Source organism: Streptomyces sp. HM190 (assembly GCF_009857135.1).
GTDB lineage: Bacteria > Actinomycetota > Actinomycetes > Streptomycetales > Streptomycetaceae > Streptomyces > Streptomyces heilongjiangensis.
Genome location: NZ_CP047318.1, coordinates 1,749,203 through 1,773,598 on the forward strand (window position 1 = coordinate 1,749,203; position 24,396 = coordinate 1,773,598).

Below are 24,396 nucleotides of genomic sequence, written 5' to 3' on the forward strand. Positions count from 1 at the left end.
GCCCTCGCCCCGGCGCGGGGACGGGCCCCCGGCCTCCCCGGCACCGGCCAAGCCGGTGCCCGCCTGCGGAAACGGGCAGTTGAGAGCGCCGGCGCAGCCGCAAGGGGGCGGCCCGGCCTCGTGTCAGCAGTCGCAGCAGTCACAGCAGTCACACGCATCGCAGCAGTCGCAGTCCCGGCAGCAGCCCTCCCGCTTCTTCCGGGACCACGGCCCCTCGTACTCCTTCGCACAGCACAACTGGCAGGTGCAGCACAGCAACCAGAACATCCCGCAGCCGGCCCAGAACCCCCGCCGCCTCGGCGGCTGCGGCTGCGGCACTCCGCCGAAGCCGCCGGGCCCGCCCCCGCTGCCGCCGTACGCCCCGCCACCGCCACCGCCACCGAACGGGTTCCCGCCGCCGTAGGGGTTCCCGCCCGCCCCTCCGTACGGGTTCCCGGCGCCGCCCCCGTACCGGTTGCCCTGCTGCGGGGGCCCGCCGTGCTGGTGCGCCGCGCACACCGGCACCGTGCCGAACGCCCGGTCGACGGAGCGCCGGAGTTCGTGCACGAGCAGCAGACGGGCCAGCTTGCCGTCGACGAAGTCGACCTCGCGCAGGGCGAGCCGGATGCCGTGCAGGGCATCCTCGGCTAGCCGCCGCGCCTCGGGCAGGGACGTCCCGGTCGCGGTCAGCGGGTTCCACGCGCCCGAGGCTTCGTCGTCGGCCCGGTCCTCGACCGCGTCGAGCAGATGGGCGAGCCGCCCGAAGAGCCGGCCAGCCTCGGCGAGCGGCTCGATGTTGCCCGGTCGTCCGGCGAGCACCGCGGTGTGGGCGAAGGCCGCCGCGGTCGCCGTCTCGGTCGGCTCGGTCACCGTCAGCAGCGGAGTGCCCGGACCGGCGAGCGCCTCGATGCCGAGCTGCCGGTCCACGGCGTCGACCAGTACCGCCGTGTCGAAGCCGAGGTCCGAGCCGGTGCGTGCGCCCGCGCGCCCCCAGCTCGTCGCGAGCCGGCGCGCGGCGGACGCGACCGGCTTGCGCGCCAGTAGTCCGTCACCGTCGGCGATGTGGTCGCGCACCTTGGCCGAGGCGAGGACCAGCGAGACGGCGGCGGCGAGCCGCGCGCCCTCGCCCCGCGCGACGGACGCGGTGCGCATCCCGCGCAGCGGGCAGGGCCCGGCGGTGCGCCGCCAGTCGGTGGTCCGCTCGGCCTGAGCCTCCGTCAGGACCGAGACCAGCAGGCCGTCGTAGTTGGTCACGACGCGGGCGAACTGCCCGTGGTCCCCGCGCAGCGCGAGGCAGAGCCCGCACAGGTGCGCCATCCACTGCGTCTTCAGCCCTTCACCGAGCCGATGGCCGCAGGGCCTCACGATTCCGAACACGACATCCCCCGTGTCTGTCGCGCGTCCCGGACTGCCACGCGCACGTGCCTGAAACTGCGCCGCATCGTAGCCGCCGGAACGTTCACCCGGACGCCCGACACTCACCCAAACGCCGCGAACAATATTATTTCACTCTCAGTCAGCAGACGTGTACGGCGCAGCCCTTGGGGCACACGGACTCTCGACGAATTCGTTCTGCACCAGTACCGTCACGAAACCCCCGTGCGGCGTCTATCCACTTGGCGAGACATCCGCATCATGGACGACGATAGGGATGCGGAAAGAGAAAGAGACCGCTGTGAGAGGAGGCGTCCATGGGATCGGTGCGCAAGGCGAGTGCCTGGCTTGGCCTCGTCGACGACAACGATGACGAGCGTTACTACGACGACGACTACGCCGATGAGCGGGAGTCCGGGTCCGGCGAGGCATGGGTCACCGACCCTCGCGTGAAGGTCGCGTCCGAGTCCGCCCACGAGCAGGGCCGCCGGATCGGCACGGTCACCCCGGACAGCTTCCGCGACGCACGCCACATCGGCGAGCTCTTCCGGGACGGCGTCCCGGTCATCATGAACCTCACGAACATGGAGCCCGGCGACGCCAAGCGTGTCGTCGACTTCGCGGCCGGCCTGATCTTCGGTCTGCGCGGCTCGATCGAGCGGGTGTCCAACCGCGTGTTCCTGCTGACCCCCGCCGACACGGAGATCGTCAGCGGCGAGGCCGTCGGCCGCCCCGCCGACGGCTTCTTCAACCAGAGCTGAGGCAGGGCGGCTCACCGCCCAGCCTTCCGGAGCCCCAGGTCACCGGAAGGCATCGAGTCCGGTGAGCGCCTTGCCCAGCACGAGCTGGTGCATCTCGACGGTGCCCTCGTAGGTGAGCACGGACTCCAGGTTGGTCGCGTGCCGCATCACCGGGTACTCCAGGGAGATCCCGTTCGCACCGAGGATCGTGCGGGCGGTACGGCAGATCTCGATCGCCTCCCGTACGTTGTTCAGCTTGCCGAAGCTGATCTGCTCGGGACGGAGTCGTCCCGCGTCCATCCGCCGCCCCAGATGGTGGGCGAGCAGAATCCCCTTGTGCAACTCGACCGCCATGTCGGCGAGTTTGGCCTGGGTGAGCTGGAAACCGCCGATCGGCCGCCCGAACTGCTCCCTGGTCCTCGCGTAGTCGAGGGCGGCCTCGAAACTGGACCGCGCCGCCCCCATCGAGCCCCACACGATCCCGTACCGGGCGTGCGACAGACAACTGAGCGGTCCCTTGAGCCCCATGACCTCCGGCAGCACGGCGTCGGCGGGCAACCGGACGTCGTCGAGGACGAGTTCGCTGGTGACGGAGGCCCGCAGGGACCACTTGTGCTTGATCTCCGGTGCCGAGAACCCGGCGGTGTCCGTCGGCACGGCGAACCCCCGGATGCCCTCGTCCGTCTGGGCCCACACGACGGCGACCCCGGCGACGGACCCGTTCGTGATCCACATCTTGCGCCCGTTGAGAACCCAGTCGGCGCCGTCGCGCTTGGCGTATGTCCGCATCGAGGCCGGGTCGGACCCGTGGTCCGGCTCGGTCAGCCCGAAGCACCCGATGACCTCGCCGGCCGCCATCCGCGGCAGCCAGGTCTCCTTCTGCTCCTCACTGCCGAACCGGTGGAGGGCGTACATCGCGAGGGAGCCCTGCACGGACACGAGGGAGCGGATCCCGGAGTCCGCGGCCTCCAGCTCCAGACAGGCGAGCCCGTACTGCACGGCACTCGCCCCCGCGCACCCGTACCCGTCGAGCGACATGCCCAGCGCCCCGATCGCACCCAGCTCCCGGGCGAGCTCGCGGATCTCCGGCAGCTCGCCCCGCTCGTACCACTCGGCGACGTACGGCAGCACCCGGTCCGCGGCCCAGTCACGCACGGTGTCCCGTACGGCGAGGTCCTCGGGTTCGAGCAGGTCGTCGAGGCCGAGCGGGTCGACGGGGTCGAAGGACGGCTTCCGGGGCACGGACATGAGGGCAACCTCCGGCTCACTAAAACTAGCAACGCTAGGCAGCGTACTCACACGCCCCGGCCGCGCCCAGTGCCCGACGCCTCAGCGCACGGACTCCGCCCGCACGGGCGTCGTCGTCGCCTCCCTCGGCCCCGGTACACCCGGCACGTCCGCCGCGCACTCCATCGCCCGCGGCAGCCGCAGCGCCATGACCGCGCCCAGCACCAGCAACCCCGCACTGACCAGCAACGTCACATGCAGTCCGTGCACGAAGGAGTCACGGGCCGCGTGCCGCAGCGCGTCCCCGGAGGGCCCGCCCAACCGTCCGGCGACCTCGTACGCCTCACCGAGCGAGTGCCCCGCCGCCGCGGACGCCGACGACGGCACCCCCGGCACCGCCGACAACCCGGGCGCGTACGCCGCGTTCATCACACTGCCGAGGAGCGCGATGCCGATGCCGGCGCCCAGCTGGTAGGAGGTCTCACCGATCGCCGCCGCCCCGCCGGCGGACGACGCGGGCGCCTCGCTCAGCATCGACTCGTACGCCCCGAACAGGGTCGTCTCCAGGCCGAAGCCCAGCAGGACGAACCCGGTGAGCAGCAGGGCCGCGTTGTCGTGGCGGCCCATCGCCGTGAGCAGCACCACCGCGAACGCTGTCAGGCAGAAGCCCACTGACACCATGCGGCGCGGGCCGAAGCGGTGCAGCAGATGGGAGCCGACGAGCCCGGCCGCCATCGCCGCGACGGTCAGTGGCAGCAGCCGCAGCCCGGTCTCCAGCGGGGACAGCCCGAGGACCAGTTGCAGATACTGCGCGGCGATCAGTTCGAGGCCCACCAGCGCGAGCATGGCGAGGACGATGCAGCCGACGGAGGTGCTGAACGCGGGCCGCGCGAACATCCGCAGGTCGACCAGCGGATGCGTCCGGCGCCGCTGCCGGCGCACGAACGCGGCCAGCAGGACGCCACCCACGAGCAGCGCGAGTGCCGTGCCCGGGTCGAACGGCGGGTGCCCGCCGCCGAGCCGCTTCACGCCGAGAACGACACCGAAGAGTCCGACGGCGGCCATCAGCGCGCCCACGACGTCCCACGGTCCGTCGCGGTCGCCTGTCGACTCCGGCAGCAGCAGACGTCCGACGGGCAGGCTGACGAGCATCAGGGGGATGTTGACGAGGAAGACGGAGCCCCACCAGAAGTGCTCCAGCAGGAACCCGCCGAGCAGCGGTCCGACGGCCGCGCCGACCGCGGCGACGGCGCTCCAGACCCCGATGGCGAGGGCCCGCTCGCGCCGGTCGGGGAACACCTGGCGCAGGATCGACAGCGTCGCCGGCATGATCATCGCGCCGCCGACGCCGAGCAGCGCGCGGGCCGCGATCAGGACCTCGGGGTTCTCGGCGAAGGCGGCCAGAGCGGAGGCGACGCCGAACAGGGCGTAGCCGAGGAGCAGGACGCGCCTGCGGCCGACGCGGTCGCCGAGGGTGCCGAAGAGGATCAGCAGCGAGGCGCAGACCAGCGGGTAGACGTCGACGATCCAGAGCAGCTGCATGGCGCCGGGCTTGATGTCCTCGGTGACCGCGGGCACCGCCACGTGCAGCACGGTGGCGTCCACGGCGACGAGCAACAGGCTGACGCAGAGGACGACGAGGACGACCCATCGGTGTGCACCGGCCCCGGCCTCCCTACGGCATCGCTCGGCGGCCGTGGGCGTCCCGGACATGTACGTACCTCCCAGATGCTCTCGCGTTCGGCGGGGCCGCGGGGCGGGGACTGCCCGGCGGCTGCGGCCCGGGAGAGCGGCGGCCCGGACCCGCGCGACGAAAGGCGAGTGAGCCGTCAGGGTACGCGAGTTCCGGCCGGTGAAACGTGGTGGGTGTCTCATGGACCGCTTCGGCGGTGTGTGGCGTGCGACACCCCGCCGGGCGTCCACGGGTTCTCCATGACTCCTCCATCACCCGTCCGTGGGCCGTCCGTCACGGTCGCTCACCGACCCTCACGTGCGGGTCGCCCGGCCGGTTCCGGGCAGCGCCGATAATCGAGCGCGTGACCGACCTTGCTACGCGCCCGGCGCCGCCCCGCCTGCGGCGGGCCGCCCCCGCAGTCCTCGGGTACGCCGCCGTGCGCGCGCTGGGGGTCGTCGTGCTCATCGTGTGGAGCGCGGCGCGCGACAAGAGCGCCCTGACACTGCTGTCGGCCCGCTGGGACGCGCTCTGGTACACACGGGTGGCCGAGCTGGGGTACGGCTACGAGGTACGGCTGCCCAACGGCGACGTCCACTCGAACCTGGCCTTCTTCCCGCTGCTGCCGTGGCTGGAGCGGGCGGTGTCGGCGGTGACGCCGCTGTCCCACGCGCACGCCGGGCTGGCCGTCGGCACGCCGGCCTCGCTCGGGGCGGCCTGGGGGATCTTCGCCGTCGCCGACCTGCTGTACGGCCGGAGGGCGGGGGTGTGCGCGGTGCTGCTGTGGGCGGTGCTGCCGGTGGGGATCGTGCAGTCGATGGCGTACACGGAGGCGCTGTTCACCGCGCTGGCCGCCTGGTCCCTGTACGGCGTCCTGACCGGCCGCTGGGTGACCGCGGGCGTCCTGGCCTCCCTCGCGGGCCTCACCCGCCCGGTGGGCCTGGCGGTGGTCGCGGCGGTGTGGGCGGCGGCGATCTCGTCGTACGTACGGGAACGGCGACGCGGTCCGACCACCGCCCCGTCGCCTGCCGGCATCCCGGTCCCGGCCCCCTCGCCTCCAGGCACCTCCGACCCCGCTCACTCGTTCGTACGGAACCGGAGTCCGGAGGCGTCGGGGGGCACGTCCTGGTGGCCGCGCGCCCTCGGCATGCTCCTCGCCCCCCTGGGGGTGGCCGGTTACGTACTGTGGGTCGGCCGGCGCACCGGCCAGGGGCCGCTCGGCTATCTCGACGTCCAGGCGGGCTGGCGCAACGGCTTCGACGGGGGGTACGCCTTCGCCCGGTTCGTCGCCGACAAGTTCACGTCGTTCCCCTCGGCCCTGGCGGGCGCCGGCCTGATCGCCGGTGTGGCGGCGGTCGTCTGGCTGTACGTCCTCTGTGTCCGGCAGAGCCAGCCGCTCCCGCTGCTGGTCTACGCGGGGGTCGTGACCGCGCTGGCGCTGTGCGCGTCGAGTTACTTCGGCTCGAAGCCGCGCCTGCTGATGCCCGCCTTCCCGCTGCTCCTCCCCCTCGCGCTGACCCTGGCCCGGGTCCGCACCCCGAGGTCGGCGGCGGTGCTGGGCGGCGTCGCGGCCGTGTCGGCGGCGTACGGGGCGTTCTGGCTGAACGGCTCCGGTCCGCCCTGAGCGTCCCCCGACCGCGGGAAGCGGTTGCGTAATTCGGCGCAAGCGCACGGTGAACGAATTCAAAAGAGCGTCAAAACGACCGCCCCTCATTCGGCCATGGAATTGAAGGCTGAACAGCTCATCCATTCAACATTCAGCAGAAATAAGCATCAATCTGAGAGCAATCCCACATCACGGCGTCATCACAAAGCCGGTGATTCACACCGCACCGGAGCTCACTCGCTGTAACGTCGATTGAGTGCGTACCGAACTAAAGCCGACCCGTCTGGACCGGGTCTTCTCCAGGCTGGACCGTGAGCCTGAGCGACCGGCCCACATCGACGTGCCGGTGATGACGCGGCACCGCGTGGTGCTGTTCTCCTCGACCCTCGCCTTCTACCTGGCCATCGTGTGGGCCGTGATCATCACCTCGTGGCTCGTGCGGCTCGACTGGCAGATCATGTTCTTCCGGCCGTACCAGCAGTGGCCGGAGATCCACGCCTTCCTCGACTACTACGTCGTGCTGGGCCAGCGCGGCCCCACCGCCGTGATGGTCGCGGCCTGGCTGGGCTGGCGCTCCTGGCGGCAGCACACCCTGCGCCCGCTGCTCGCGCTCGGTGTCTCGCTGCTGCTGCTCAACATCACGGTCGGCGCTGCCAAGCTCGGCATGGGCAGACTCGGCCCGCACTACGCGACCGAGATCGGCTCCAACGAGATGTGGCTGGGCGGCGACATATTTCCCTCGGGCCACACCGCGAACGCCGTGGTGACCTGGGGCATCCTGGCGTACCTGGCGTCGACCCCGCGGGCCAGGCGCTGGCTGTCCGCGCTGTCCGCCGTGACGTCGCTCGGTGTCGGCCTCACCACCGTGTACCTGGGCACGCACTGGCTCAGCGACGTGCTGCTGGGCTGGGCCGCGGGTCTGCTGATCCTGCTGGCGCTGCCCTGGTTCGAGCCGCTGATCTCCCGCGCCGAGGCCTGGATCTTCTCGCTGCGGGACGCCTGGCGCGACCGCCGTACGACGGCTCCCGCTCCCGCCCCGGCCCCGGTGGGGACGAGCACGCTGCGCACACCCGGCGAGGAGGCGGCGAGCGTCCGCGACACGGGCATCGCGGCCCGCGCCCCCCATGCCCCGATCGTGCCGCTGCACCTGCCCTCCACCCCGCACCTGACCAGGTCGGAGCGGTCGCCGGTCACCCCGCTCGGCCACCGTCGGCCGCCCCACGCGGACCGCATGACGCGAGGGACCTCCTCGGCCCGGCCGGTCGCGGGCGGCTGACACGAGACAGCGGGGCAGGTACGCACACTCCACGCCCCGCACCGCGAAGGCCCGGCTCGTCACGAGCCGGGCCTTCGCCCGTTCCTGCCTCCGGCCGCGCCCCGATCACCCCTTCCAGGCGCGCCTCACCCGGCCGTCCTCGACCTCCAGGTTGAGCCGGCCGAAGCGGTACTCCATGGTGATGACGGCGCCCGGCGGCAGCTTCCTGACGGTGGACCAGCCGTGTTCCAGGGCGCGTCGCTCGGCGCGCGGCGCCTCCAGTCCGACGTAGGAGTCGGGGTTGTCCCGGGGCTCTTCGGGCGAGTGCGGAATCGGTGCCATGACCGCCACGTTAGGCGGCCCGAGGGGGCGCTGTCCTCCCGTAGTCACGCTTCTGTCACAGAACCACGACACGCGTTTCGGCCCAACTTCGTCACACGTACGAGCGGTTCCGCGGGCCTTGCCCGCGCTGGCGAACACAATTGCGGAGCACTTCGGCACCCTCTCGAATAGCCCGTGGCAAAGCAGGTCCGGGGCCGCGTGTCCGGTGCATGTCCGGCCTTTTCCCACCGATTCCCGGACGGCTCCGGGAAGCGGGGACCTCATGGGAAATACACGGTTCCCGCACACTTCCCCCGTACGCCCCCGGTCGGCGGCCGGGGTACGCGCATCATGGCGTGCATCACGGGCCCGGGACGCGGCAGCGAAGGGGCGAGCGATGAAGACCGAGACCGTACCGGCGTCGGTACGAGCCGTACGGAGGGACAGGCGGCCGGGCCGCGTGGTGGTCGACTGGCTGACCACCACGGACCACAAGAAGATCGGCCATCTCTACCTGATGACGTCGTTCCTGTTCTTCCTGGCGGCCGGGCTGATGGCGCTGGTGATGCGGGCCGAACTGGCCCGGCCGGGCCTGCAGATCGTGGACAACAACCAGTTCAACCAGTTGTTCACCCTGCACGGCACGATCATGCTGCTTCTCTTCGCGACCCCGACCTTCGCCGGGTTCGCCAACGAGATCATGCCGCTGCAGATCGGCGCGCCCGATGTCGCGTTCCCCCGGCTGAACATGCTGTCGTACTGGCTGTTCCTCTTCGGCGGGCTGATCGTGACGGCGTCGCTGCTGGTGCCGTCCGGTCCCGCCGCCTTCGGCTGGTTCGCCTACGCGCCGCTGAACAGCCTGGAGCGGTCACCGGGCGTCGGGCCCGACATGTGGATCATGGGGCTGGCGCTGTCCGGGTTCGGCACGATCCTCGGCGCGGTGAACTTCCTGACCACGATCATCGCGATGCGCGCGCCCGGTATGACGATGTTCCGGATGCCGATCTTCACCTGGAACACGCTGTTCACGTCGATCCTGATCCTGATGGCGTTCCCGGTGCTGGCCGCGGCGCTGCTCTGTCTGGAGGCCGACCGGCGGTTCGGCGCGCAGGTCTTCGACTCGGCGAACGGCGGCGCCCTGCTGTGGCAGCACCTGTTCTGGTTCTTCGGGCATCCCGAGGTCTACATCATCGCGCTGCCGTTCTTCGGGATCATCACGGAGATCATCCCGGTCTTCAGCCGGAAGCCGATCTTCGGCTACCTCACCCTGGTGGGCGCGACGATGGCGATCACCGGGCTGTCGGTGGTCGTGTGGGCGCACCACATGTTCGCCACCGGGGCGGTGCTGCTGCCGTTCTTCTCCTTCATGAGCTTCCTGATCGCCGTACCGACGGGGGTGAAGTTCTTCAACTGGACGGGGACGATGCTGAGGGGCTCGCTCTCCTTCGAGACGCCGATGCTGTGGGCGACCGGGTTCCTGGTGTCGTTCCTGTTCGGTGGTCTGACGGGAGTGATCCTGGCCTCGCCGCCCCTGGACTTCCACGTCACGGACTCGTACTTCGTGGTGGCGCACTTCCACTACGTGGTGTTCGGCACGGTCGTCTTCGCGACGTTCGCGGGGCTGTTCTTCTGGTGGCCGAAGTTCACCGGGAGGATGCTGGACGAGCGGCTCGGCAAGATCCAGTTCTGGACGTTGTTCGTCGGCTTCCACACCACGTTCCTGGTGCAGCACTGGCTGGGCGCGGAGGGCATGCCGCGGCGGTACGCGGACTATCTGGCCGCCGACGGCTTCACCGCCCTCAACACGGTCTCGACGATCGGCGCGTTCCTGCTGGGCCTGTCGACGCTGCCGTTCCTCTACAACGTCTGGAGGACCTCCCGGTACGGCGTACGGGTCCACGTCGACGACCCCTGGGGCTTCGGGCGGTCCCTGGAGTGGGCGACGTCGTGTCCGCCGCCGCGGCACAACTTCGTGACGCTGCCCCGGGTCCGCTCCGAGTCCCCGGCGTTCGACCTGCACCATCCGCGGTTCGCCGCGCTCACGCCGCCCCAGACCCGGGAGGGCCAGGAGGGGACGCCGCATCCGCGCTTCGGTCAAGAGCGGCCGTCAGACGGTCGCGAAGGGTCCTGATCGTCTCGGTCAGCGCCGCGGGCTCGACGACCTCGAACGCGATGCCGGTCATCATCACGTGGATGGCCATCACATCGAGGTCCGCCGCCCCGGTGCGCAGCAGACAGCTGTCGTCGTCGAAGGGCTCCAGGGTGCCGGCGGCGGCAGACAGCCGGGCGGCGGCCTCCTCCACGGGGACGAGCAGCCGCACGGCGGCGCGGGCGGCGTACGCACGCGTGGAGATCCCCTCGGAGACGTACGCGGCGAGGTCGGCGGCCGGGGCCTCGCGGGGGGTGAAGCGCGGCCCGTGCGGCGGCCTGGGCGTGACGCGGTCGACGCGGAAGGTGCGCCAGTCGCCGCGGTCGACGTCCCAGGCGACGAGGTACCAGCGCCGCTCGGTGCACACGAGGCGGTGCGGCTCGACCGTACGGCGGGTGGTGGCGCCACCGTGGTCGCGGTACTCGAAGCGCAGGCGCTCCGCGTCCCGGCAGGCGTGCGCGAGGTCGGTGAGGACCGCCGGGTCGACGGCGGAGGGCTGAGGGCCGCGCAGCAGCGGCACGGTGAAGGCGTTGAGGGCGCCGACCCGGCGGCGCAGCCGGTTCGGCAGCACCTGTTCGAGCTTGGCGAGGGCCCGTACGGAGGACTCGCCGATGCCCTCGACGCCCTGGCCCGCGGCCGTGCGCAGCCCGACGGCGACGGCGACCGCCTCGTCGTCGTCCAGCAGCAGCGGCGGCAGCTGGGCGCCGGCGCCGAGCTGGTAGCCGCCGCCGGTGCCGGGGCTGGCGTTGACCGGGTAGCCGAGTTCCCGCAGCCGGTCCACGTCGCGGCGCACCGTGCGGGGGGTGACGCCGAGGCGGTCGGCCAGCTCGGAGCCGGACCACTCGCGGTGGGCCTGCAGGAGCGAGAGCAGCCGCAGCAGACGTGCCGATGTCTCCAACATGGGGGCGAGTCTGCCAGCGGTCGAGGACAGTTGCTGTCCTCGACCGCCGCCGCCTCGGGTGCGGCTCAGCCAACGGCGGCGACCGTGACCGACAGATCGTTGTCGGCCGTGTAGTACGGGGTGGCCTCCACGGGGCCGTGTTCCGTGTCGACGCCGACCGTGGGGTACACGTAGACGGGCTTCTTGTCGACGATGTCGTCGAGCAGCCGCGCGATCCGCACCCGTGGCCCGGCCGCGCCGCCGGGGCGCAGCCACAGGTCCCAGAGGCCGGGCCGCAGGGCGCCGTAGGAGACGGTGAAGCGGAGACCGCCGGGGGCCGGGGCGACGTCGGCCCGCACGGGCGGGAACGTGCCGTGCCGGTCGGCGGCCTCGGCGTAGGCGTCCGGGGCGGGTCCGGTGCCGTAGAGGCGGGCGCTGACGGTCAGTTCGCCGTCGCCGATGTGGAGGGCGCCGGCCTCGGCGTGCGGAGCGCGCTCCCAGCTGCGGACCGAGAGGTTGCCGTGCTTGGTGGCGTAGGGGATGCGGACGGCGATCCGCTCGGCGGTCGCGGTGGGGGCCCGGTCGACCAGGGAGCGCAGGTCGTTGAGGCCGGGGGCGAGCCGGCGCGGTTCGGCGCCCGCCGCGCGCAGATAGGCGTCCCAGCGGCCCTCGGGGAGGGCCACGCCGGCGGGCAGGGCCGCCCGCAGGTGGTGGCCGCCGGCCGGGGTGAGGGGCAGGCGCACCTCCTCCTGGCCGCCCCGACGGCGCAGGAGCAGCTGGGCCGGGCAGGGTCCGCCCTCGTCGGTGACGTCGAAGGTCAGGCCGCCTGCGACGTCGGCGACGCAGTCGGCGCGCGGGGTGGTGGCGGGCTCGTCGGCGCCGCCGGGGACCGGGGGGCGGCGGGCCGGTGGCGTCATGCGGCGCGCCCCTTCCCGAGCACCGAACGTCCGGCATCGCGAACGGCGTACGCGCCGCCGAGCAGCGCGCCGCGGGTGCGGTGCAGTGAGCCGCGCACCCGGCCGGCCCGTGAGGTCCCGCCGCGGGCCGTCAGGCCGGTGAAGAGCGCCTCGTGGCGTTCGGCGATCCGGGCCGGGTCGAAGCGCTCGGAGTCCTTGAGCGCCGCGTGCGCCATCTGCTGCCGCTTGGTGTCGTCGTTGATGAGTTCGAGCAGTCCGGCGGCGATGGCGTCGACGTCGCCGACCTTCACCAGGCGGCCGTCGACGCCGTCCTCGATGATCTCGCCGGGGCCGTGCGGGCAGTCGGTGGAGACCACGGGCAGTCCGCACCGCATGGCCTCGACGATCGTCATGCCGAAGGACTCCAGGCTGGAGGTGACGGCGGCGATGGAGCCCTTGGCCCACTCGGGTTCGATGGGGTGGGCGGGGCCCATCAGGTAGACGTGGTTGTAGAGGCCCAACTGGTCGATGAGGGAACGCAGTCCGTCCTTCTGCCTGCCGCTGCCGTAGATCCGCAGCCGCCAGTCGGGCCGCTCCGCGCGCACCGTGTCGAAGGCCCGCACCAGCAGGTCGTAGCGCTTGACGGGGGCGAGCCGCCCGGCGGCGACGACCCACTTGCCGCTGCCGTCGGCCGGGTCGACGCCGGGCGCGGGCACCGGGTTGGGCACGGCTGCGAACCGGACTCCGGGCAGCCGCATCTTCGTGCCGTACGCGCGCGCGTCGGCCTCGGTGGTCGTGGTGAACCCGTCGAGCCGCGGGTAGGCGCCGCGCAGGGTGGCGCGCAGGGCCGGGGAGTGGCTGTCCAGGGTGAGGTGCTCCTGGCCGACGCGGACCGGCCCGCGGCGGGTCTGCCGGGCCAGGTGGACGTTCAGGCCCGGCCGGGTGCCGACGACGACGTCGGCGTCGATCGAGGAGAGGTGCTCGGCGATGCGCCGGTCGGTCAGGGCGCTGTACTGCTCGTAGCGGCCCTCGGCGCGCGGGAACACCTGGGCGGGGCGCCGCAGTTCGGCGTGGTCGCGGTCGGCGCCGCCGTCGCGGACGTCGACGAGGGCGCGGAGCCGGACGCGCGGGTCGTGCCGGAAGACCGGCTCGTCGCGGTGGCGGAAGACGGAGACGATCTCGATGTCGTGCTGCTCGGCCAGGGTGTTCGCGAGGTTGTACGTCGTGCGGATCGTGCCCCCGATCCCGTACGCGTTGTGTATCAGGAAAGAGATGTGCATTGGTCCCCCGGAGCCCTTTTCTTCCTGGTCGGATGGTGTTTGGCGGTGCTGGTCCACCGCCGTACGGTTAGACCCGGGTTCGTTGGGGATGGTTGGGCCGCCACATCAACTTGTCATGGAACGGTTGCGCGATCGGTAACCGTTTCGGGGAACCCGTCGGGGCCGTTTCGCATCAGGGTCGGTAGGGCAACTGCGGAACCACGAAGCAGTTCCGGTCCATGTCCCCCTGGCTCACCCAGCCGCGGCCGTCCTGCCAGCGGGCGACGGACAGACAGGTCCTGCGGGTGGCCGGCGGCGCGGCGAGCCGCTCGAAGCGGACGGGCAGCAGGAGTCCGTCGGCGGTGTAGGGCTCCTCGCGGTTCATGAACCGGTCGACGCACGTGCGCGTGACGCCCTGTTCGGTGCGGGCGCAGGAGCGCGCCGCGTCCGTGAACCACTTGGCGGCGGCCCAGCCCTCCAGCTGCCACTGGGAGTGCGTCCCGAGGCCCCGGGTGGCCTCCCTGAACTCCGCCACGGCGGGGCGGCCGGTGTCCTCGTAGTTGCGGCTGGAGCCGGTGACCCACAGGGCGTTGCGGCAGCGCGGGGCGTCGGCGTAGTCCTCGGCGACGGAGGAGGTCCAGTTCTGCACGTTGGTGACCTTGGCCGTCATCCGGGCGCCCGCCGCGTCCAGCGCCGCGCAGAGCCGGGCGTTGCCGTGGCCGTCGATCGCCGCGTCGAACTGGCACGGGCCCTGGCCGGGTCCCCCCGCGTGCTGCTGCTCGACGAACCCGCCGCCGGGCTCGACACCGCCGAGGCCGCCGCCCTCGCCCGGATCCTGCGCGCCCTCGCCGACGACGGCACGGCCCTGCTGGTCGTCGAGCACGACCTGGACCTCGTCGCCGGTCTCGCGGACGTCGTGCACGTCATGGCGGCCGGCCGGATCGTGGCCTCGGGCCCCGCCACCGAGGTCCTGCGCGCCCTCGCCTCCACCGATCCACGCGGTCCCGCCGATCCGCGCGACCCCCTCGACCCGGCGGCCGGACGATGACCCTCATCGCGCTCCGGCGCGCCCGCGTCCGCTACGGCCCCCTGGAGGCCCTGCACGGCATCACCGTCGCCGCGCCCGGCCCCGGCGTGACCGTCCTGCTGGGCCGCAACGGCTCCGGTCGTACGACCGCTCTCGGGGCACTCGCGGGCACGGTGCCGCTGACCGGCGGGGCCGTGGTGTGGGACGGCGTCGACATCACACGGCTGTCGGCCCACCAGCGGGCCGGGCGGGGCCTCGTCCTCGTCCCCGAGCGGCGCGCGGTCTTCGGCTCGCTCACCGTGCGCGAGAACCTCGAACTCGCCGCGTGGGACGTCGCCCCCGCCCTGGAGGCGTACCCGGCGCTCGAACCGCTGCTCCCCCGCCGCGCCGGCACCCTCTCCGGCGGTGAGCAGCGCATGCTCGCGCTCTCCCGCGCCCTGCTGGCACGCGCGCGTGTCGTCCTCGTCGACGAGCCGGCCCAGGGCATGTCACCGGCGGTCGCGGCCCGCACGTACGCCCTGCTGAGCGGTCTGGACGCCTGTGTCGTCGTCGCCGAGCAGCGCCTGCCGCCGGCACTGCGGGAGGCGTCCGCGCTCGTCTACGAACTACGGCGCGGCACGGTTGCGTTCTGCGGCGAGGCCGCCGAACTGCCCTGAGCGCGGGAGGAGGACGCGGGTCCCGTCCGAGCGGCGCGCCGGACGGGACCCGCGGGCACGGTGCGGTGAGGGTGCTCAGAGGTCGAGGCGCTGACCGGGGACGATCAGACCGGGGTCGGCCCCGATGACGGCCCTGTTGGCGGCGTAGATCTTCCGCCAGGTGGTGCCCTGCCGGGCGGCGATGCCGCTCAGGGTGTCGCCCCGGCGGACGGTGTAGTCGCCTCGGGAGGCGCTGCGGTCGGGGTGGCCGGTGGAGCGCGACGGCGTCGTCGACGGGGCGCTGCCGGGGGCCTCGGTGGCGTTCCCGGCGCTGCCGGCCGGGGTGGACCCGGTGGTCGCCGAGCCGTTCGTGGGCGCGGCGGGCGCGCTGCCGGACGCTCCGGCGCGCGCGGCGCAGACGGGCCAGGCGCCCCAGCCCTGGGCTCGCTGGACCTTCGTGGCGATCGCGATCTGCTGGGCCTTGGACGCCTTGTCGGCGGTGGGCGCGTAGGCCGTGCCGCCGTAGGCACGCCAGGTCGTGGGGGCGAACTGGAGTCCGCCGTAGTAGCCGTTGCCGGTGTTGATGCGCCAGTTGCCGCCGCTCTCGCACGCGGCGATGCGGTCCCACACTCCGCTGTCGGCCGCGGCGGCGTTGCCCGCGGCCGAGAGCAGTCCCAGCGGGGCGAGCAGCACGGCCCCGGCGACGACCGCCGTCGTGCGTGTCCTGCGGGCGTCCTGCGCCTTCGCCCTACGGGCGTTCCGCGTGGTGCGAAGGCTCTCGCGTGTGTTGTCGGCACATGCGGACATGTAGTTCCCTCTCGACGGACCCGGGGTCCCCCAAGGCGGGGCGCGCTCCGCGTCGCACAGGACGCGGGGACGCGCTCAGCCCCGTCCGCCGGCGGGGTGGTGCGGTCGAGCTGGCTGTGGTGCGGCCGGCGGACGTACCCGAGCGGTGCTCGTTGCACACGGCGGGGAATCTAAGGAACTTGACTGGTTGTCAGCAACTGATCGCCCGTCCTCCGAGGCCAGTTCACCGTTACCGCCAGTAGCGGCCAATTCCGGCCACCCACTTCATTCCCTGATTTCCGGATTTGTCGGCCAGGGTCCCCGACACCCTGTGAGCCACCTCACCCCGACAAGTGGCAGCACACTTCGTCGAGTTGACGCGGAGTAACCGATTCAGCGAGCGGATTCACCCTGCGCGCCGGATGGTTCGATTCCATTCGTCCTCAAGCGTGACTCCGGCCACAGATAGCCCGTTGTCTCCTTCATGAGCCGGAACCTCCGTGCTCACGGGCCGGGCGCCACCCGGCATCCGACACGCACCGCATCCCGAGGAGCCACCCGTGCCGCGCATGCTCGAGGTCAGCGACGAGGTACGCGCCGAGATCGGCGACGAAGAAGCCGACCGGCTGCTCGCCGGAGAGAACGCCCCCGGCGGCTACGACTGCACGTCCTGCCGTACCCCGGGGGACTCCGAGCAGGAGCGCACCAGCACCGTCCTGTTCGTCGGCGACGAGACCGCCGTGCTCGCCTTCGCCCACGCCACCTGCCTGCCCTCCCAGGTCGTCCAGGTCACCGAGGAGCAGCTGCAGGGCGCCGCCCGCTCCATCGCCGGGTCGGCCGCGCCGCAGGCCGCGCCCGAGCAGGCCGTGCTCGGCGTCACCAGCGGACTGATCCTGCTCAGCGGGGAGTTGCACCCGGCGCTGGTCGTCGAGCCGACCGCGCCGATCGCCCGCCCGGGCACCACCGGCGCCGGCGACGACTTCCTGCCGCTGCTCATCGAGCAGGGCTTCATGCCGCTCCCCCAGATCGACTCCGTGCCGCCCGTGCTGCACGGCTGGTCGGTCCTGCTCGCGATGGGCCGGCTGCACGCCATCCTGCAGCCGGGCCCCGCCGGCGGCACCCCGGTCGCCTGGTGGCAGGCGCACCAGGCGCTCCAGGTGGCCGACAGCTGGCGGGCCGCGGCCAACAAGCACCAGCAGGTCCTGCTGTTCGCGGCGCCGGTCGGGTCGATCGGGCGGCAGCCGCGGGAGGACCTGCTGCGGGACGCGCTCGACAAGGCCGCGGCGAACGGCCAGTTGGTGGCGGCGACGCTGCCGCTCGCCGGGACCTGAGAGCCGCCCCGGCCGGGGCCGTGCCCCGCGGATCCCCGCACGGGACGCGGCCCCGGCCCGGGGGCTGAATGGTGTACGGCCCGCATCCCTTGCCCCGCGGGGTCGTTGGCACAGACGTGCACGCATTTGACGTTCCCCACCGCCAGTCCTACTCGTCGATCCCGTCCATGCGGCCGACACAGGACCCTTCGGGCGGCCCATCGACCACACCGATCTACGACACGCTCTACGCGGAGTGGGTCAGGTCCTATCGGGCCCTGCCGGGCGACCGGCACGGCGAGGAGGGGCTGGGGTTCACCGGGTTCGGGAACCTCCACCACGGCTCGGGCGGCCAGCACACCGGCTCGTACGGTTCCCGGCACTCGGCCGGACACCTCGCGACCCAGCGCGACAGCCAGCCCGGACAGACCAGCGCGACGACCACCGTCTGGCAGGCGGTCGGCCGCATTCCCACCGGCCACACGGGGATGCACCACATCCCGTCCCCGCTGCCGCCCAACCCGCGCCGGGGCCACTAGTGCTGTGACCGGCACGTACGAGGAGGGCGGCTCCCCCGAGGCCGGATGACCTGGGGGGAGCCGCCCTCCTCGTACATGTCCCGTCAGGTGAGCCCGCGGGCGGGGCCCGCCGCCGTCACTTCTTCCTGCCGCGCTTCTCGCGCACGCGGACGGAGATGTGGATCGGGGTGCCCTCGAAGCCGAACTCCTCACGCAGCCGGCGCTCGACGAAGCGGCGGTAGCCCGCCTCGATGAAGCCGGAGGCGAAGAGCACGAAACGCGGGGGCTTGGTGCCCGCCTGGGTGCCGAAGAGGATACGGGGCTGCTTGCCGCCGCGGATCGGGTGCGGGTGGGCGGAGACCAGCTCGCCGAGGAAGGCGTTGAGGCGGCCCGTCGGCACCCGGGTCTCCCAGCCCGCGAGGGCCGTCTCGATCGCGGGGACCAGCTTCTCCATGTGCCGGCCGGTACGCGCCGAGACATTGACCCGGGGCGCCCAGGCGACCTGGCCGAACTCGGTCTCGATCTCCCGCTCCAGGTAGTAGCGGCGCTCCTCGTCGAGGGTGTCCCACTTGTTGTAGGCGATGACCATGGCGCGGCCCGCCTCGACGGCCATCGTGACGATGCGCTGGTCCTGGACCGAGATCGACTCGGAGGCGTCGATCAGGATGACCGCCACCTCCGCCTTCTCGACGGCGGCCGCGGTGCGCAGCGAGGCGTAGTAGTCGGCGCCCTGCTGGAGGTGGACCCGCTTGCGGATGCCCGCCGTGTCGACGAACTTCCAGGTGACGCCGCCCAGTTCGATCAGCTCGTCGACCGGGTCGCGGGTGGTGCCCGCGATTTCGTTGACGACGACGCGCTCCTCGCCCGCCACCTTGTTGAGGAGGGAGGACTTGCCGACGTTCGGGCGGCCGATCAGGGCGACCCGGCGGGGCCCGCCGACGGCCGTGCCGAAGCTCTGCGCGGGCGCCTCGGGCAGGGCCTGAAGGACCGCGTCCAGCATGTCGCCGGTGCCCCGGCCGTGCAGCGCGGACACCGGGTACGGCTCGCCGAGGCCCAGCGACCACAGGTACGCCGCGTCGGCCTCGCCGCTCGGGCCGTCGACCTTGTTGGCGCACAGCACCACGGGCTTGCCGGCCTTGCGCAGCAGCCGTACGACGGCCTCGTCGGTGTCGGTGGCGCCGACCTTGGCGTCGACGACGAAGACGACGGCGTCGGCGGCCTCGATGGCGTACTCGGCCTGGGCGGCGACGGAGGCGTCGATGCCGAGGACGTCCTGCTCCCAGCCGCCGGTGTCGACGACCTTGAAGCGGCGGCCCGCCCACTCGGCCTCGTAGGTGACGCGGTCGCGGGTGACACCGGGCTTGTCCTCGACGACCGCCTCACGGCGGCCGATGATGCGGTTCACGAGCGTCGACTTGCCGACGTTCGGGCGGCCGACGACGGCGAGGACGGGCAGCGGGCCGTGGCCCGCCTCGTCGAGGGCCCCCTCGACGTCCTCCAGGTCGAAGCCCTCTTCCGCGGCGAGCTCCATGAACTCCGCGTACTCGGCGTCGCCAAGCTCTCCGTGCTCGTGCTCGGAGGGAAACTGGTCGTTCATGAAGTGCGTACCTCGTCGTTCATCGTGGTGATCGGTGGAGCACCCGGCCGGTCGACCGGCTGATCCACTACTCAGTGTCGCCCAGCGCCCGATCGGACGCCCGGCGTTTTATCCGCGGCCGGTGAGCCGCCGCGCGTGGTCCAGGTGGGCGCCGAGCTGCTTCTGGATGCGCTCGGTCGCCTCGTCGAGGGCCTTGCGCGTCCGGCGGCCGCTGCCGTCGCCCGCGTCGAACGGGTCGCCGAAGACGACGTCGACGCGGGAGCGCAGCGGGGGCAGCCCCTTGACCAGCCGTCCGCGCCGCTCCGTGCTTCCCAGGACGGCCACCGGGACGATCGGCGCGCCACTGCGGACGGCGAAGTAGGAGAGCCCGGCGCGCAGCGAGGCGAAGTCGCCCTCGCCCCGGGTGCCCTCGGGGAATATGCCCAGTACACCGCCGTGCTCCAGGACGGCGAGCGCCTGGGTGATGGCGGTGCGGTCGGCGGTCGAGCGGTCCACCTTGACCTGCCCGATGCCGAGCAGGAAGGGGTCGAGGGGACCGACGAACGCCTCCTTCTTGATGAGGAAGTGCGTCGGCCGGGGTGCCACGCCCATGACCATGGGGCCGTCAATGTTGTGGGAGTGGTTGACGGCGAGGATCACCGGGCCGGCCGTGGGGACCTTCCAGGCGCCCAGCACGCGCGGCTTCCACAGCCCGTACATCAGCCCGACGCCGATGCGCCGGCCGACCTCGGCGCCCCGCAGCGAGGGGGCCTCGGCGGACGGGGCGCGGCCCGAGGGGGCGCGGTCGGGGGACGCCTCGCTCACTTCCCCGCCCGCTTCTCCTCGACGAGGGTGACGACGCACTCGATGACCTGCTGGAGCGTGAGGTCCGAGGTGTCCACCTCGACCGCGTCGTCCGCCTTGGCGAGCGGCGAGGTCTTGCGGCTGGAGTCGGCGGCGTCCCGCTTCAGGAGGGCCTCGCGGGTGGCCTGGACGTCGGCGTTCTTCAGCTCGCCGCTGCGGCGGGCCGCGCGGGCCTCCGGGGAGGCGGTGAGGAAGATCTTCAGGTCGGCGTCCGGCAGCACGGTCGTGCCGATGTCGCGGCCCTCGACGACGATGCCGTTCCCGGCGTCGGCGGCGATGGAGCGCTGCAGCTCGGTGATCCGCGCGCGGACCTCCGGTACGGCGCTGACCGCGCTGACCTTGGAGGTGACGTCCTGGGTGCGGATCGCGGCGGCGACGTCCGTGCCGTCGACCGTGATGGTCGGCGCGGACGGGTCGGTGCCCGAGATGATCTCCGGCTTGCCGGCCACGGCGGCGATGGCCGACGGGTCGTCTATGTCGATGCCGTTGGTGACCATCCACCATGTGATCGCCCGGTACTGGGCGCCCGTGTCGAGGTAGCTCAGCCCGAGCTGTGCGGCCACGGCCTTCGAGGTGCTCGACTTGCCCGTGCCGGAGGGGCCGTCGATGGCAACGATCACTGTGGCGCGTTCCACTGGGGGGCACCTTTCCTGTTCCGAGGTGGCGGGGCGAGACGGAAGGCGCCCCGGACAAGGGTACTGGGTGTGCGTAGCCCGTCCGGCCCAGCCCGCGGCGGCGCCCGCCGTCCCCGGTCGCGTGCCGGGCGGTCCGGCGGGCGAACGGGCGGCGGTCACTGCCGCAGCGCCCACCCGCGGTTGCGCAGGGCGCCGGTCAGCACCGGCACCGCCTTCGGCTCCACCATCAACTGGACCAGGCCGGCCTGCTGGCCGGTGGCGTGCTCGATGCGGACGTCCTCGATGTTGACGCCGGCCGCGCCGGCGTCGGCGAAGATCCGGGCGAGCTGGCCGGGCTGGTCGTCGATGAGGACGGCCACGGTCTCGTAGACGCGGGGCGCGGAGCCGTGCTTGCCGGGGACGCGGACCTGGCCGGCGTTGCCGCGGCGCAGGACGTCCTCGATGCCGGTGGTGCCCTCACGGCGTTTGGCCTCGTCGGACGTCTGGAGGGCGCGCAGGGCCCGGACCGTCTCGTCGAGGTCGGCGGCGACGTCGGTGAGGAGGTCGGCGACGGGTCCGGGGTTGGCGGAGAGGATGTCGATCCACATGCGCGGGTCGGAGGCCGCGACACGGGTCACGTCCCGGATGCCCTGCCCGCACAGCCGTACGGCGGCCTCCTCGGCGTGCTCCAGCCGCGCGGCGACCAGGCTGGACACCAGGTGCGGCATGTGCGAGACCAGGGCGACCGCCCGGTCGTGGGCGTCGGCGTCCATGACGACGGGCACGGCCCGGCAGTGCGAGACCAGTTCCAGGGCGAGGTTCAGGACCTCGGTGTCCGTGTCACGGGTCGGGGTGAGCACCCAGGGGCGGCCCTCGAAGAGGTCGGCGGTGGCGGCCAGCGGGCCGGACTTCTCCCGGCCCGACATGGGGTGGGTGCCGATGTAGGAGGAGAGGTCCAGGCCCAGTTCCTCCAGCTCGCGCCGGGGGCCGCCCTTGACGGAGGCCACGTCGAGGTAGCCGCGGGCCAGGCCCCGGCGCATCGCGTCGGCGAGGGTCGCGGCCACGTGCGCGGGCGGGGCGGCGACGACCGCGAGGTCCACGGGTCCGTCGGGCGCCTCGTCGGTGCCGGCGCCGAGCGCGGCGGCCGTGCGGGCCTGCTCGGGGTCGTGGTCGGTGAGGTGGACGGTCACCCCGCGCTGGGCGAGGGCGAGCGCGGCGGAGGTGCCGATGAGGCCGGTGCCGATGACGAGGGCGGTTCTCACTGGGCGATGTCCTTGCGGAGTGCGGCCGCGGCGCCCAGGTAGACGTGCGCGATCTCGGAGCGGGGCAGGTCGGACTCGATGTGCGCGAGGATCCGTACGACGCGGGGCATCGCGCCCTCGATGTCGAGTTCCTGCGCGCAGATCAGCGGTACGTCGACGATGCCGAGCCCTCGGGCGGCGGCGGCCGGGAAGTCGCTGTGCAGGTCGGGCGTGGCCGTGAACCAGATGCTGATCAGGTCCTCCTGGGTGAGCCCGTTGCGCTCCAGGACGGCGGTGAGCAGTTCAGCCACCCGCTCGTCCATGTGGGCCGCCTGGTCCTCGTCGAGTTGGACGGCGCCCCGGACCGCTCGTACCGCCACGGTTCGGCTCCTTACCTGCTGTGCGTCACGGCTCCTTGCCCGTCCAGCCTAGTGAGCCCGCCCTGACCGGGCGCGCGGCGCCCGCCTGCCGAGACACCTGCATGTACCTCTCTTTGTGACACTCTGTTCTGAATTGCATCTTCTGCGGTTTTCTTCGGGGTGACGACATGACGACGGGTACATCACGGCGCACGGTGCTGGCGACCGGCGCGACGGGCGCGGCAGCGCTGTTCACGGGCTGCGGCGGGGGCGGTGACGGCGCGGACGGGACCTCGGCCTCGGAGGGCACCCGCGGCGCGGGCGAGGCACTGGCCGCCACGGCCGACATCCCGGTCGGCGGCGGCAGGATCTTCAAGGACCGGAAGGTCGTCGTCACCCAGCCCCAGGAGGGCGAGTTCAAGGCGTTCTCGGCGGTCTGCACCCACCGCGCCTGCCTCGTGAGCGCGGTCGCGGACGGCACGATCAACTGCCCCTGTCACGGGAGCAGGTTCAGCATCACCGACGGCGCGGTGGAGCACGGCCCCGCCCAGGTGCCGCTGCCCGCCGAGCAGATCACCATCTCGGGAAACTCGATTCAACTGGGCTGAGCCCGCCCGTACGCTCCCGGCATGGAGCCCTCGTACGCCCACGCCCTGGTCCGCGACCACACGATCTACGCCTGTGTGATGGGTTCGCGCGCCTTCGGACTCGCGACGGACGACAGCGACACGGACCTCCGGGGGGTGTTCCTGGCGCCGACCGCGCTGTTCTGGCGCTTCGAGAAGCCGCCGACGCATGTGGAGGGGCCGGCCGAGGAGCAGTTCGGCTGGGAGCTGGAGCGCTTTTGCGAGCTGGCCCTGCGCGCCAACCCGAACATCCTGGAGTGCCTGCACTCCCCCCTGGTGGAACGCCTCGACGACACGGGCCGCGAACTGCTGTCCCTGCGCGAGGCGTTCCTGTCGCGGCAGGCCCGTGAGACGTTCGCCCGCTACGCCCTCGGCCAGCGCAGGAAGCTGGAGGCGGACCTCCGCACGCGCGGCGCGCCCCGCTGGAAGCACGCCATGCATCTGCTGCGCCTGCTGATGAGCTGCCGCGACCTGCTGCGCACGGGGACGCTCACCGTCGACGTGGGCGAGCAGCGCGAGCCCCTGCTGGCGGTCAAGCGCGGCGAGGTGGCCTGGGACCGGGTCGAGTCGTGGATGGTCCGGCTGGCCGCCGAGACCGAGGAGGCGGCGGCCCGCTCCCCGCTGCCGGCGGAGCCGGACCGGGCCCGGGTCGAGGACTTCGTCGTCCGCACCCGGCGCGCGTCAGCCCTTCGGGCCGTCGAGGCGGACCCGGACCACGAAGTCGTGCAGGGCGTCGTACGCGGAGGGGGTCTCCGGCAGCGCTGACAGGGCCTGCTCCTCGTCGAGCGTCCTGTGCAGCCGCTCCACGTCCCGCGCCACGCGGTCCTGGTCGACGGCGGCCCTGCCGTGCTCGCGCTCCGCCTTCGCGGCGACGAGGTCCGGCAGATACGCGGGGGCCTCCTCGACCAGCGGCAGCAGGCTGGGCAGATGGGCCCGCACCTCGCCGGCGCGCATGAGGTGGATACCGGTGAGCAGCACCCGGAACGTGTAGAGCAGCGGCTTGAGTTCACCGGTCTTCTCGAACAGCCGCCACTGGGTGATCGCGAAGCCGCGGTAGTGGTGGGCGTGGTGCCGGGTGAGGACGCCCGGCGCGAGGGAGACCAGTTCGCGGTGCGCATCGCCGGTGCGCACGACGAGCGGGGAGAGCACCTGCTCCAGCACGTAGCCGTTGCGGCGCAGCATCAGCCGTACGAACTTGCGCAGGTCGTGGGTGACGAGGTCCATCTCGACGCCGTCCCTGACCCACATCCTCGACCGGGTCTCCTCCGGCTCCCGCGGCCCCACCAGGTCGGCCGCGGGCAGCAGGTGCACCCCGCGCAGGTCGACGTCGGAGTCGCGGGAGGGGAAGCCGTACAGGTGGGCTCCGGAGACGGTGGCGAACAGCAGGGGGCCGGGCTGTTCGGCGTCCTCCAGGCTCTCCACCAGGTTCGCGCAGGAGGCGCCCTTGTCCGGGGCCAGGGCGATGTCGAGGGCGTCGGTCAT

23 protein-coding genes and 2 pseudogenes are annotated in these 24,396 nt (G+C 72.6%); 10 read left to right on the forward strand and 15 right to left on the reverse strand.

All coding sequences use genetic code 11. The features are described from left to right. Positions 1-123: 123 nt before the first annotated feature. The gene (locus tag GSY65_RS07145) at positions 124-1,356 is read right to left on the reverse strand and encodes a DUF5685 family protein (protein WP_159766515.1); all 1,233 of its coding nucleotides are present in this window, start codon (positions 1,354-1,356) and stop codon (positions 124-126) included. A gap of 314 nt (positions 1,357-1,670) precedes the next feature. Between GSY65_RS07145 and GSY65_RS07150 the strand changes: the two genes are divergently transcribed. Continuing rightward, a complete protein-coding gene (locus GSY65_RS07150) occupies positions 1,671-2,114 on the forward strand; it encodes a cell division protein SepF (RefSeq protein WP_159766516.1) in 444 nt (147 codons plus the stop codon). 39 nt (positions 2,115-2,153) lie between these two features. Here the strand turns inward: GSY65_RS07150 and GSY65_RS07155 are convergent, their stop codons facing one another. Continuing rightward, entirely contained in the window at positions 2,154-3,341 is a 1,188-nt protein-coding gene (locus GSY65_RS07155) for an acyl-CoA dehydrogenase family protein (RefSeq protein ID WP_159766517.1), read from the reverse strand. A gap of 81 nt (positions 3,342-3,422) precedes the next feature. Beyond that, positions 3,423-5,033 carry an MFS transporter gene (locus GSY65_RS07160; RefSeq protein ID WP_159766518.1) on the reverse strand — a complete coding sequence of 537 codons (1,611 nt, stop codon included), beginning with the start codon at positions 5,031-5,033 and terminating at the stop codon, positions 3,423-3,425. A 323-nt stretch (positions 5,034-5,356) separates the two neighbouring features. On the opposite strand from GSY65_RS07160, the gene GSY65_RS07165 reads away from it, so the two are divergent. Both GSY65_RS07165 and GSY65_RS07170 read left to right on the forward strand, forming a co-directional pair. Next, entirely contained in the window at positions 5,357-6,616 is a 1,260-nt protein-coding gene (locus GSY65_RS07165; RefSeq protein WP_159766519.1) for a glycosyltransferase family 39 protein, read from the forward strand. Between the two features lie 238 nt (positions 6,617-6,854). Continuing rightward, positions 6,855-7,874 carry a phosphatase PAP2 family protein gene (locus GSY65_RS07170; RefSeq protein WP_159766520.1) on the forward strand — a complete coding sequence of 340 codons (1,020 nt, stop codon included), beginning with the start codon at positions 6,855-6,857 and terminating at the stop codon, positions 7,872-7,874. A 105-nt stretch (positions 7,875-7,979) separates the two neighbouring features. Here the strand turns inward: GSY65_RS07170 and GSY65_RS07175 are convergent, their stop codons facing one another. Then, complete coding sequence (locus GSY65_RS07175) at positions 7,980-8,195, reverse strand: I78 family peptidase inhibitor (RefSeq protein ID WP_159766521.1); 216 nt, start codon at positions 8,193-8,195, stop codon at positions 7,980-7,982. Positions 8,196-8,571: 376 nt separating this feature from the next. On the opposite strand from GSY65_RS07175, the gene ctaD reads away from it, so the two are divergent. Continuing rightward, complete coding sequence (gene ctaD / locus GSY65_RS07180) at positions 8,572-10,305, forward strand: aa3-type cytochrome oxidase subunit I (protein ID WP_159766522.1); 1,734 nt, start codon at positions 8,572-8,574, stop codon at positions 10,303-10,305. On the opposite strand, the gene GSY65_RS07185 is transcribed toward ctaD, so the two are convergent. The 4 genes and pseudogenes from GSY65_RS07185 to GSY65_RS07200 form a co-directional block, all read right to left on the reverse strand. After that, on the reverse strand, positions 10,214-11,224 hold the full coding sequence (locus GSY65_RS07185) for a helix-turn-helix transcriptional regulator (RefSeq protein ID WP_159766523.1): 1,011 nt from the start codon (positions 11,222-11,224) through the stop codon (positions 10,214-10,216). The genes ctaD and GSY65_RS07185 overlap by 92 nt on opposite strands. Positions 11,225-11,289: 65 nt before the next feature. Continuing rightward, positions 11,290-12,120, reverse strand: a complete 831-nt coding sequence (locus tag GSY65_RS07190; RefSeq protein ID WP_159766524.1) for a hypothetical protein — start codon at positions 12,118-12,120, stop codon at positions 11,290-11,292. Further along, positions 12,117-13,379 (reverse strand): glycosyltransferase family 4 protein, encoded by a 1,263-nt coding sequence (locus tag GSY65_RS07195; RefSeq protein WP_159766525.1) that lies wholly within the window; start codon positions 13,377-13,379, stop codon positions 12,117-12,119. Before GSY65_RS07195 ends, GSY65_RS07190 begins: the two co-directional genes overlap by 4 nt. 172 nt (positions 13,380-13,551) lie before the next feature. After that, positions 13,552-14,088, reverse strand: a pseudogene (locus GSY65_RS07200) (ABC transporter substrate-binding protein); the annotation flags it as partial. Here GSY65_RS07200 and GSY65_RS07205 point away from each other — a divergent pair. Further along, positions 14,083-14,406, forward strand: a pseudogene (locus GSY65_RS07205) (ABC transporter permease subunit); the annotation flags it as partial. The pseudogenes GSY65_RS07200 and GSY65_RS07205 sit on opposite strands and share 6 nt — an antisense overlap. Further along, complete coding sequence (locus GSY65_RS07210; RefSeq protein ID WP_159766526.1) at positions 14,403-15,041, forward strand: ABC transporter ATP-binding protein; 639 nt, start codon at positions 14,403-14,405, stop codon at positions 15,039-15,041. The pseudogene GSY65_RS07205 and the gene GSY65_RS07210, both read left to right, overlap by 4 nt. 75 nt (positions 15,042-15,116) lie before the next feature. Here GSY65_RS07210 and GSY65_RS07215 read toward each other — a convergent pair whose 3' ends face one another. Then, the gene (locus tag GSY65_RS07215) at positions 15,117-15,827 is read right to left on the reverse strand and encodes a LysM peptidoglycan-binding domain-containing protein (RefSeq protein WP_159766527.1); all 711 of its coding nucleotides are present in this window, start codon (positions 15,825-15,827) and stop codon (positions 15,117-15,119) included. A gap of 539 nt (positions 15,828-16,366) precedes the next feature. Between GSY65_RS07215 and GSY65_RS07220 the strand changes: the two genes are divergently transcribed. Together GSY65_RS07220 and GSY65_RS07225 are read left to right on the forward strand one after the other, a co-directional pair. Next, positions 16,367-17,137: a hypothetical protein gene (locus GSY65_RS07220; protein WP_159766528.1), complete on the forward strand. Its 771-nt coding sequence runs from the start codon at positions 16,367-16,369 to the stop codon at positions 17,135-17,137. Positions 17,138-17,304: 167 nt separating this feature from the next. Beyond that, the gene (locus GSY65_RS07225) at positions 17,305-17,655 is read left to right on the forward strand and encodes a hypothetical protein (RefSeq protein ID WP_159766529.1); all 351 of its coding nucleotides are present in this window, start codon (positions 17,305-17,307) and stop codon (positions 17,653-17,655) included. A 115-nt stretch (positions 17,656-17,770) separates the two neighbouring features. On the opposite strand, the gene der is transcribed toward GSY65_RS07225, so the two are convergent. The 5 genes from der to aroH all read right to left on the reverse strand — a co-directional run bounded on the left by der (position 17,771) and on the right by aroH (position 22,309). Further along, positions 17,771-19,231 carry a ribosome biogenesis GTPase Der gene (der, locus tag GSY65_RS07230; protein ID WP_159766530.1) on the reverse strand — a complete coding sequence of 487 codons (1,461 nt, stop codon included), beginning with the start codon at positions 19,229-19,231 and terminating at the stop codon, positions 17,771-17,773. Between the two features lie 108 nt (positions 19,232-19,339). After that, positions 19,340-20,074, reverse strand: a complete 735-nt coding sequence (locus GSY65_RS07235; RefSeq protein ID WP_236579711.1) for a lysophospholipid acyltransferase family protein — start codon at positions 20,072-20,074, stop codon at positions 19,340-19,342. Then, positions 20,032-20,709 carry a (d)CMP kinase gene (gene cmk / locus GSY65_RS07240; protein WP_159766532.1) on the reverse strand — a complete coding sequence of 226 codons (678 nt, stop codon included), beginning with the start codon at positions 20,707-20,709 and terminating at the stop codon, positions 20,032-20,034. Before cmk ends, GSY65_RS07235 begins: the two co-directional genes overlap by 43 nt. A 155-nt stretch (positions 20,710-20,864) precedes the next feature. Beyond that, complete coding sequence (locus GSY65_RS07245; RefSeq protein WP_159766533.1) at positions 20,865-21,950, reverse strand: prephenate dehydrogenase; 1,086 nt, start codon at positions 21,948-21,950, stop codon at positions 20,865-20,867. After that, positions 21,947-22,309: a chorismate mutase gene (gene aroH / locus GSY65_RS07250; RefSeq protein ID WP_159766534.1), complete on the reverse strand. Its 363-nt coding sequence runs from the start codon at positions 22,307-22,309 to the stop codon at positions 21,947-21,949. Before aroH ends, GSY65_RS07245 begins: the two co-directional genes overlap by 4 nt. A gap of 167 nt (positions 22,310-22,476) precedes the next feature. On the opposite strand from aroH, the gene GSY65_RS07255 reads away from it, so the two are divergent. Next, a complete protein-coding gene (locus GSY65_RS07255) occupies positions 22,477-22,896 on the forward strand; it encodes a Rieske (2Fe-2S) protein (protein ID WP_159766535.1) in 420 nt (139 codons plus the stop codon). Between the two features lie 21 nt (positions 22,897-22,917). Next, entirely contained in the window at positions 22,918-23,679 is a 762-nt protein-coding gene (locus GSY65_RS07260; protein ID WP_159766536.1) for a nucleotidyltransferase domain-containing protein, read from the forward strand. Here GSY65_RS07260 and GSY65_RS07265 read toward each other — a convergent pair. After that, positions 23,596-24,396: a nucleotidyltransferase domain-containing protein gene (locus GSY65_RS07265; RefSeq protein WP_159766537.1), complete on the reverse strand. Its 801-nt coding sequence runs from the start codon at positions 24,394-24,396 to the stop codon at positions 23,596-23,598. The two genes, GSY65_RS07260 and GSY65_RS07265, sit on opposite strands and share 84 nt — an antisense overlap.

Bases quoted from the DNA above. Each gene is read 5' to 3' on its own strand.
- GSY65_RS07175 (WP_159766521.1), bottom strand. From the start codon at position 8,195: ATGGCACCGATTCCGCACTCGCCCGAAGAGCCCCGGGACAACCCCGAC.
- GSY65_RS07225 (WP_159766529.1), top strand. From the start codon at position 17,305: ATGCGGCCGACACAGGACCCTTCGGGCGGCCCATCGACCACACCGATC.
- GSY65_RS07190 (WP_159766524.1), bottom strand. From the start codon at position 12,120: ATGACGCCACCGGCCCGCCGCCCCCCGGTCCCCGGCGGCGCCGACGAG.
- der (WP_159766530.1), bottom strand. From the start codon at position 19,231: ATGAACGACCAGTTTCCCTCCGAGCACGAGCACGGAGAGCTTGGCGAC.
- GSY65_RS07210 (WP_159766526.1), top strand. From the start codon at position 14,403: ATGACCCTCATCGCGCTCCGGCGCGCCCGCGTCCGCTACGGCCCCCTG.
- GSY65_RS07215 (WP_159766527.1), bottom strand. From the start codon at position 15,827: ATGTCCGCATGTGCCGACAACACACGCGAGAGCCTTCGCACCACGCGG.
- ctaD (WP_159766522.1), top strand. From the start codon at position 8,572: ATGAAGACCGAGACCGTACCGGCGTCGGTACGAGCCGTACGGAGGGAC.
- GSY65_RS07255 (WP_159766535.1), top strand. From the start codon at position 22,477: ATGACGACGGGTACATCACGGCGCACGGTGCTGGCGACCGGCGCGACG.
- GSY65_RS07155 (WP_159766517.1), bottom strand. From the start codon at position 3,341: ATGTCCGTGCCCCGGAAGCCGTCCTTCGACCCCGTCGACCCGCTCGGC.
- GSY65_RS07160 (WP_159766518.1), bottom strand. From the start codon at position 5,033: ATGTCCGGGACGCCCACGGCCGCCGAGCGATGCCGTAGGGAGGCCGGG.
- GSY65_RS07195 (WP_159766525.1), bottom strand. From the start codon at position 13,379: ATGCACATCTCTTTCCTGATACACAACGCGTACGGGATCGGGGGCACG.
- GSY65_RS07150 (WP_159766516.1), top strand. From the start codon at position 1,671: ATGGGATCGGTGCGCAAGGCGAGTGCCTGGCTTGGCCTCGTCGACGAC.
- GSY65_RS07260 (WP_159766536.1), top strand. From the start codon at position 22,918: ATGGAGCCCTCGTACGCCCACGCCCTGGTCCGCGACCACACGATCTAC.
- GSY65_RS07265 (WP_159766537.1), bottom strand. From the start codon at position 24,396: ATGACCGACGCCCTCGACATCGCCCTGGCCCCGGACAAGGGCGCCTCC.
- GSY65_RS07185 (WP_159766523.1), bottom strand. From the start codon at position 11,224: ATGTTGGAGACATCGGCACGTCTGCTGCGGCTGCTCTCGCTCCTGCAG.